Source organism: Pseudoalteromonas sp. G5_S1_14_S5 (assembly GCF_054968605.1).
Genome location: NZ_JBQKUM010000017.1, coordinates 60,802 through 69,604 on the forward strand (window position 1 = coordinate 60,802; position 8,803 = coordinate 69,604).

Here is an 8,803-nt window from a genome sequence, read left to right on the forward strand (position 1 = left end):
CGCCATTTTAGCAAATTGATGATCTCAATACATTTACTTAAGATAATCGTTTGCTTTTAAAAAGCTTAACTACAACTGTTTGCAGTGACTGAATGATCGGCTCGCCGAAAACCAACAACTATTTATCTAATTCATCATTATTTATACAGTGTGAGAACAAACCTAACTATTCAACCATAGAAAAGTTGATCGCTTCTGGCCGCGCTTTACCCGTCCAAAACATTTTCGCCGCGACATTTTCAGCCAGCTCTAGGTAATGGTGTGTGTGCTCGCTGTCCGGGCGACGCGCTACCGTTGGGCAGCCCGCATCGATGTCTTCGCGAACATCAATATGCAGTGGGATTTGCGCTAAGATATCTAGGTAGAACTCTTCAGACATAGCCTCTGCACCACCTGCGCCAAAGATATGTTCTTTCTCACCACAGTGACTACATATATGGTAGCTCATGTTTTCAACTAAGCCTGCTACAGGCACACTCACTTTATCGAACATCGCGACCCCTTTACGTGCGTCTGCTAATGCTAGATCTTGAGGAGTAGTCACAACAACCGCACCGGTTACTGGAATTTGTTGAGATAGAGTTAACTGGATATCACCCGTGCCCGGTGGCATATCGATAACAAGGTAATCCAGCTCTGGCCATACCGTTTCATTCACAAGTTGACCGAGTGCTTTTGCCGCCATTGGACCACGCCATATAGCAGCGTCATCTTTCGATACAAGGTAGCCAATTGAATGAGTGAAAATACCGTGTGCTTCGATTGGCATCATCCACTTATTGTTTTGCACTTCTGGCTTCGCATCTAACTGCCCTAGCATCATAGGAACCGATGGGCCGTAGATGTCAGCATCCAACAAACCGACTTTTGAACCAGATTTAGATAAAGCCAACGCAAGGTTAACTGAAGTTGTTGATTTACCCACCCCGCCCTTGGCAGAAGTGACGGCAATAATATTCTTCACGCCTTTGAGTGGCGTTGAGACCGTCGTTTCAAGTGCCGACGGCTTGACCTTCACTTCAAATTGAAAAGCATTCACAAGCTTTTGTTCAATCTGAACATTAATCCAATTTTCAAGATCAACAGCCAGCTGATTCGCAGCGAAAGGCAAAGTAATAACAAACGATCCACGAGGATCAACAGAGACAATATTTTGGTGTAGCGCCCACTCTGGGATGAGGATTGGTGACTCAAACTCATTCAACCATGAACAGAAATCTTGCTTCGAAGTAAAGTTACGCATTGGGGCTCCTTTTTTTATTTATGCTATCACCCACGAGATGAAGACTGAACCCCTAAAAAACTAGGGGAATCCTTTGTCTGATACCTTGGCGTATCACACGTTATAAAGTAGTATTACCAATCAAATTTATACCTATCAAAAAAGCGAATTATTAAGTATGGCAACTGATCCAAGACAACTTTTGGTAACTTGTGCGCTTCCGTACGCAAACGGCTCTATTCACCTTGGCCATATGCTTGAGCATATCCAAGCTGATATCTGGGTTCGATACCAGCGTCTGCGTGGCAACACTGTAAACTTCATCTGTGCTGACGATGCTCACGGCACGCCAATTATGCTTAAAGCTCAACAGATGGGTATCACGCCAGAAGAGATGATCGCTGCTGTTAGTGAAGAGCACCAAAAAGACTTCGCTGGCTTTGATATCAGCTTTGATAACTACCACAGCACGCACAGCGAAGAGAACCGTGAACTGGCTTCTCACATCTACCTAGAACTTAAAAAGAACGGCTTCATTTCTAGCCGCACTATTTCTCAGCTTTTCGACCCTGAGAAAGAGATGTTCCTACCGGACCGTTTCGTAAAAGGTACTTGCCCTAAGTGTAAGTCAGAAGACCAGTACGGTGATAACTGTGATAACTGTGGTGAAACATACAGCCCAACTGAGCTAATCGAACCTAAGTCAGCAGTTTCTGGCGCAACGCCAGTAATGAAAGACTCTGAGCACTTCTTCTTCGACCTGCCTCAGTTCGAAAGCATGCTAAAAGAGTGGACACGTTCTGGCTCACTGCAAGCTGAAACAGCAAACAAAATGCAAGAGTGGTTTGAGTCTGGTCTACAGCAGTGGGACATCTCTCGTGATGCACCATACTTCGGCTTCGAGATCCCAGGCGAAAAAGACAAGTTCTTCTATGTATGGCTAGATGCACCAATCGGCTACATGGGCTCATTCAAAAACCTATGTGACAAGCGCGACGATCTAGACTTTAACGAATACTGGAAGAAAGACAGCACTGCTGAGCTTTACCACTTCATCGGTAAAGATATCGTTTACTTCCACAGCCTATTCTGGCCTGCAATGCTAGAAGGTTCTGGCTTCCGTAAACCAAACAACGTATTCGTACATGGCTACGTAACAGTAAACGGCGCTAAGATGTCGAAGTCTAAAGGCACATTCATCAAGGCAAGTACGTACCTAGACCACCTAGACCCTGAGTGTCTACGTTACTACTACGCTGCGAAACTAAACAGCCGTATCGACGACCTTGACCTTAACCTTGAAGACTTCACTCAACGTGTAAACGCTGACGTAGTAAACAAGATTGTAAACCTAGCTTCTCGTAACGCAGGTTTCATCACTAAGCGCTTCGAAGGCAAGCTATCTGCTGAATTTGCGGAACCAGAGCTATACAACGAATTCGTTGCAGCTGCTGAGCGTATCGGTGAGCTATACGAAACTCGTGAATTCAGCCGTGCTATCCGTGAGATCACTGCATTAGCAGATAAAGCAAACCAGTACATCGATGAAAAAGCACCTTGGGTTCTTGCAAAAGAAGAAGGTAAAGAGAAAGAGCTTCAAGAAGTTTCTTCAGTAGGTATCAACCTATTCCGCGTACTAATGGCTTACCTGAAACCAGTAATGCCAGAGCTTGCAGCTCGTACGGAAGCTTTCCTGAACGAAGAGCTAACGTGGGAAGGCGTTGCTACTCCACTAACTGATCACGAGATCACTAAGTTCAAAGCGCTATTTAGCCGTATTGATCCTAAGAAAGTGGAAGCGATGATTAAATCTTCTAAAGAAGATGCAGCAGCAGAAATGGCAGCTAAAGAGAAAGCGGAAGCTGAGAAAGAAAAAGCAAGCCAAACTGAGCTAGATAAAGAACCAATCGCGGAAGAGATTGAGTTTGACGCGTTCGCAGCCGTTGATATGCGTATTGCTCGTATCATCTCTTGTGAAGAAGTGCCAAAAGCGAACAAGCTACTGAAGTTCCAACTGGACATCGGTGGTGAGACTCGCCAAGTATTCTCTGGCATCAAGTCAGCATACAAACCTGAAGAGCTAGAAGGCAAGCTAACGGTTATGGTTGCAAACCTAAAACCTCGTAAGATGAAGTTTGGTATGTCTGAAGGCATGATCCTAGCAGCGGGCCCTGGCGGCAGCGACCTATGGATTCTTGAGCCACACGAAGGTGCTCAACCTGGTATGCGTGTAATGTAATTCTGACCTCTATCAGATAAAGCATTCACTGCCAAATCCCTGATGTCACTTAACTTGAAAGAGTTAATAAACATCGGGGATTTTTTATATCTACCGAAAACCGGCGTTCTCTGTTAGAGTCGCTGTCAACTATGCTAAGTAAAGTATCACAAGGTTAACGACAGCAATGTGCCGTTTGAAGCCACTTTACTCTCTATACCTTTTTAGGACAACTCTGTGACTCACAACGAAATCTTGCGTCGTATTCAACACGCACTAAATCTTAAGAACGCACAAATCATCAAAGCTATTGAGCAAGCAGATGTGACGGTTACCCACGAACAAGTGATTAACTGGCTAAAAGCGGATAACGATAAGTCATGCTCTAAAATGAAAGACAAAGAGTTAGCGGTATTCCTAAATGGCCTCATCAACCTTAAGCGCGGAAAAAAAGAAGGGGCTCAGCCAAAGCCTGAAATTACACTTACCAACAACATGATTTTCATGAAGCTACGTATTGCATTGAACATGAAAGCAGAAGATGTGCTCGATGTATTAGAAGTGGTGGGTATCAGCCTAAGCAAATACGAAATTGGTGCCTACTTCCGCAAACCTGAAAACAAAAACTACAAAGTGTGTGAAGACCAATTGCTTTGTGATTTCCTAAATGGTGTTCAGTTTACGAACCGCCCAGACTCAGAAGAGTTCGTAGGTTAAACAGCGAGCTACTAGCAAATTAAGCTGACTCTTGATAAATAAAAAGCGGCGAGATAATTGAATTATCTCGCCGCTTTTTTGATCTTACTTTAGAGACTGACTAAATTAACCCAAAAGATTAGCTGTCATCTTCCGTAAAGTTCGTTGGTAACGTCGTTTTCATTTCGTTCCAGATCTGTGCACTTGCGATACCGTAATTACGAATAACCAAAGGCAAGTTTTCACGTTGACCACCCTCACAGATAACAAGCAATTCTTTATAGAACTCCATCGCTAGGCGACGCGCTTCTGGATTTGAAAAGTAGTAGCTACCGATACGATCGTAAAGCTTACGAACGCCATTAAAGATCAGACCGTAAATTTGGTTACCTGAATGGAACGCTAAGCGTTGGAACAGCATGTAGTCGTAAAAGTTAAACGTCTTAGCAATTAAGATCGTCTGACGTTTTGCTTCGTCTTTCTCTGTCTCTTCTTTAACGGCTTGCTTGATCTTGTCTGCATACGGAGACGATTCTAGGAAATCATCCCATGTAGGTGCCGCAAGTAGCGCTTCACACGATTCAATCACGTTACTGATTGTACGCTCTGAAGCTTCTTTATTTGCTTTAAATGCATAGCGCATAAAAATAGGGCTTATGTTGGTACGAGCAGCTAGTAGGTCTTCTACCATTTTGCTTGCATTATCCACATCCAACGTCATTAACGTATCAAGAATATGAAGACCGGAAGTTTCCATAAACTGGTTAACTTTGGTTGGTTTACCGTGCTGGATAGTTAACCATCCATCACGAGCAAGACGCTGTAGTACTTCACGAAGCGTAGTACGTGTTACGCCAATTAGCTCAGAAAGCTCACGCTCTGCTGGCAAGATAGAACCTGGAGGGAAACGACCATTCCAAATACTTTCTATGATATACTTCTCTGCAAATCCTGCCGGGCTCTTCGCCTTAATGACCATCTACACTTCAATCCAATTAAATTATTTTCTTCTAATTCACTCATCATACCACTAGTAAAGGCGAGCGGAAACACCCTCAAAAATTTTACTCTCCCAAAACACTAATAGAGTTAAAACTCTAAAGGTCACATCATGTTTTCACCTAAGATTTGCCAAGCAAGTTTCTATAAATCACTATTTAAACAAAGTTTTAACACAGAAAATTTACTTTAAAATCAATGACATTAATCATATTTTCGAAGCCGTCAAATTACAACATTAAGTTGTAATAATCATATATAAACCGTCTTTATTCTGTAAATTTCAATCATTTCGCTGAAATATTGATTCTAGTCGGTTTTTATCACATTTTAAGTGGTATGCTTCCGCTACTTTGATCGCGTTTCTCACACAAAAAAGACGTATTTTAGGTGCTACAGGGCTTTTCCTGTTGACTAAATGTTATCTAAGAGTAAAGTTGCGCTCAAAATAAGCAGTGCTTGAGTCTCTAAGGGAGTGACTTGGCAAGACCACAGAACGTTACATGGAATGTAGTTTTTCTAAGTCACTGTTAGTTATAGCTTTTAACAATTTCTATAGCTCGATTCTCAAAATGTTGTATTGCTTGTCTATTCATAATCAACATAAAAGAGTATTAACATGCCGATGTCTCTCGGAAACGCTTTTATCAAGAATTTCCTTGGTAAAGCTCCTGATTGGTATAAACTTGCCATCATTTCCTTTTTAATCATCAACCCGTTTGTTTTCTTCCTAGTTGACCCATTTTTAGCGGGTTGGCTATTAGTGGTTGAGTTTATTTTCACCTTAGCTATGGCTCTCAAATGCTACCCTCTTCAACCGGGTGGTTTACTGGCAATTCAAGCCGTTGCAATCGGCATGACCAAACCTGAAATGGTTTATCATGAGCTCCAAGCAAACCTTCCAGTATTACTCTTATTAGTATTCATGGTTGCTGGCATTTACTTCATGAAAGAACTTCTCCTGTTCATTTTCACGAAGATACTGCTCGGCATTCGTTCTAAAATCATGCTTTCTGTTGCTTTCTGTGTGGCAGCAGCATTCCTATCGGCTTTCCTAGATGCACTGACTGTAATCGCGGTTGTGATCAGCGTGGCAGTGGGTTTCTATTCGATTTACCACAAAGTAGCATCAGGCAAAGGCTCTAACTCTGCACACGACCACACTCACGATGAAGAAATCTCTGAGCTAACTCGTGAAGACTTAGAAGACTACCGTGCTTTCTTACGTTCACTACTGATGCATGCTGGTGTAGGTACCGCGCTAGGTGGTGTAATGACTATGGTTGGTGAACCACAGAACTTAGTTATCGCTAAACAAGCAGGCTGGGAATTCGGTGAGTTCATCATTCGTATGCTTCCTGTAACGCTGCCTGTTTTCTTCTTCGGCATTCTAACCTGTGCTCTCGTAGAGAAATTCAAAGTATTTGGTTACGGCGCAAAACTGCCAAACAACGTTCGTCAAATCCTTGTCGAGTTCGATAACACACAAAAAGCGAGCCGTACGAAACAAGACGTAGCAAAACTTTGGGTTCAAAGTGCTATCGCAGTATGGCTAATTTTTGGCTTGGCACTTCACATTGCTGAAGTTGGTTTGATTGGTCTATCAGTTATCATTTTAGCGACTGCGTTTACTGGTGTAATCGAAGAACATTCTATGGGTAAAGCATTTGAAGAAGCGCTACCATTTACCGCGCTTCTTGCTGTTTTCTTCGCTGTTGTTGCAGTAATCATCGACCAAGCACTATTTAAGCCAGTAATCGATGCGGTACTTCACGTTGAAGATAAAGGCGTACAACTTGCCCTATTCTATGTAGCCAACGGTATTCTATCGATGGTTTCAGATAACGTGTTTGTAGGTACGGTTTACATCAACGAGGTGAAAACTGCATTGGTTGAAGGCATTATTAATCGTGACCAGTTCGACCTACTTGCTGTTGCTATCAACACAGGTACTAACCTACCTTCAGTGGCAACACCAAACGGCCAAGCTGCATTTCTGTTCCTATTGACGTCAGCACTTGCTCCGTTAATTCGACTGTCTTACGGTCGTATGGTAATCATGGCGCTGCCATACACTATTGTGCTAGCACTAGTTGGCCTTGCAGGCATCGTTTACTTTGTTGAACCGATGACAGCATGGTTCTATGACGCAGGTTGGATCAGTCAGCGTACAGTTGAAGCGGTTGCTCCAGTGATATCTGGTGGTCACTAAGCTACACACTGTGTAGCAAAGCACAAAATATGTAACTCACTAATCAAAAATATTAGTTGATTAGGAAACTTATCCAAGATAAAAAGCTCTGAGTATTCAGGGCTTTTTTATTTTTTAGACGGGATTTAATTCGTGAACTTTTTTGTAATGCTCAAAGACTTCTCTAAGGGACGTTTATCTTGGCTTTTACTGCTGGCTTTTGTTGTATTTTTTGAGGCATGCGCCCTTTTCTTCCAGCATGTAATGATGCTTGGCCCTTGTGTCATGTGTATTTATGAGCGTGTGGCAATGCTTGCTATTGGCGTCGCAGCAATCACAGGTGCCATTGCCCCTAACAACCCTCTATCGCGCTGGCTTGGCCTTGCTGGCTGGGGATGTGGTGCATACAAAGGTTTAACGCTGGCTTTAGAGCACGTTGATTACCAGTTCAACCCGTCTCCATTTGCGACCTGTGACTTGTTCGTAACCTTCCCTAGTTGGGCACCTCTAAACCAATGGGCCCCGTGGATGTTTGAAGCCTATGGCGACTGTAGTAAGGTAGTATGGCAGTTCTTGTCGCTTTCTATGCCTCAATGGCTTGTCATTATCTTTGCGGGCAACTTAGTAGCGGTCGGTTTCGTGGTAGTTTCTCAATTCGTTAAATCCAAAAACAACTAGTCACTCACGCTTTACAAAAACTAAAAAGTCGACCTTCGGGTCGACTTTTTGTTATCAGATCTTTCTTACGCTTTAGAGCGCAGAAAACGTTTAACTGTTCTTACCACAGCATTGCTTGAACTTTTTACCGCTTTCACACGGACAAGCATCGTTGCGACCGATATCTTTAAACGGATTCACGCTCTGAGACTTATTACCCAGCATGGCTTCATCAGCGGCCAATGCAACCTCAGAAATCATTAAGTCAACTTGACCAACAAGATCAGCAAGTTTCGGCGGGTTCTCTAGTCCAGCCGCAACCATTTGCTGCTGAGTCTGCTCTTCATCAATAGCAAGCATCAATGTCGTGAGCAAAGCTTGTAGCATGCGCAGTGTGCCATCAGCGACACTCACGGTTTGCCATTGTTCTTCAACGGTTGGCCACACCATCATGAAGCCTTCTGCGAAATCAGCGAACTGCTCGGTAAAGTCACCTTCAGAAAATACATCTATCAGTAAGTATTCACTACGTTGAATAAGATTGTGTTGGCGATTGATCTGTTCTGTCACGATTGCCACAAGCGCTTCACCGGCTTCTGGAGCAATGATCGCAAGCCACGCTTCAGGCTCTAACGGCTTAGTGGCTAGGTTAGAAGCAAGAATTGCCCCTTCAAGAAACTGCGGGGTAATGTCTGTAATTGATTCTGGTAGACTTAATAATTGATATGTCATGAAAGCTCTGGGTATTGGGATATTTTCACTATTATAACGCCATCACGTGCAATATGTCGCCTTTGACCCATAGAGCCTGTCTTGAGCT

At 43.2% G+C, this 8,803-nt stretch carries 7 protein-coding genes; 4 read left to right on the forward strand and 3 right to left on the reverse strand.

Annotation, left to right across the window (positions count from 1 at the left end; genetic code table 11):
- Nucleotides 1-166: 166 nt before the first annotated feature.
- Complete coding sequence (gene apbC / locus ACTRWI_RS07440) at nucleotides 167-1,243, reverse strand: iron-sulfur cluster carrier protein ApbC (protein WP_499130211.1); 1,077 nt, start codon at nucleotides 1,241-1,243, stop codon at nucleotides 167-169.
- A gap of 157 nt (nucleotides 1,244-1,400) precedes the next feature.
- Between apbC and metG the strand changes: the two genes are divergently transcribed.
- Both metG and ACTRWI_RS07450 read left to right on the forward strand, forming a co-directional pair.
- Nucleotides 1,401-3,461: a methionine--tRNA ligase gene (gene metG, locus ACTRWI_RS07445; protein WP_499130212.1), complete on the forward strand. Its 2,061-nt coding sequence runs from the start codon at nucleotides 1,401-1,403 to the stop codon at nucleotides 3,459-3,461.
- Between the two features lie 216 nt (nucleotides 3,462-3,677).
- Nucleotides 3,678-4,157: a YehS family protein gene (locus tag ACTRWI_RS07450; RefSeq protein WP_499130213.1), complete on the forward strand. Its 480-nt coding sequence runs from the start codon at nucleotides 3,678-3,680 to the stop codon at nucleotides 4,155-4,157.
- A gap of 118 nt (nucleotides 4,158-4,275) precedes the next feature.
- Here the strand turns inward: ACTRWI_RS07450 and fadR are convergent, their stop codons facing one another.
- The gene (gene fadR, locus ACTRWI_RS07455; RefSeq protein WP_499130214.1) at nucleotides 4,276-5,115 is read right to left on the reverse strand and encodes a fatty acid metabolism transcriptional regulator FadR; all 840 of its coding nucleotides are present in this window, start codon (nucleotides 5,113-5,115) and stop codon (nucleotides 4,276-4,278) included.
- Between the two features lie 639 nt (nucleotides 5,116-5,754).
- Here fadR and nhaB point away from each other — a divergent pair.
- Both nhaB and dsbB read left to right on the forward strand, forming a co-directional pair.
- A complete protein-coding gene (nhaB, locus tag ACTRWI_RS07460; RefSeq protein WP_499130215.1) occupies nucleotides 5,755-7,347 on the forward strand; it encodes a Na(+)/H(+) antiporter NhaB in 1,593 nt (530 codons plus the stop codon).
- A gap of 132 nt (nucleotides 7,348-7,479) precedes the next feature.
- Complete coding sequence (gene dsbB, locus ACTRWI_RS07465) at nucleotides 7,480-8,004, forward strand: disulfide bond formation protein DsbB (protein WP_499130217.1); 525 nt, start codon at nucleotides 7,480-7,482, stop codon at nucleotides 8,002-8,004.
- A gap of 90 nt (nucleotides 8,005-8,094) precedes the next feature.
- Here dsbB and ACTRWI_RS07470 read toward each other — a convergent pair whose 3' ends face one another.
- Nucleotides 8,095-8,715 (reverse strand): SEC-C metal-binding domain-containing protein, encoded by a 621-nt coding sequence (locus tag ACTRWI_RS07470; RefSeq protein ID WP_499130219.1) that lies wholly within the window; start codon nucleotides 8,713-8,715, stop codon nucleotides 8,095-8,097.
- Nucleotides 8,716-8,803 lie beyond the last annotated feature (88 nt).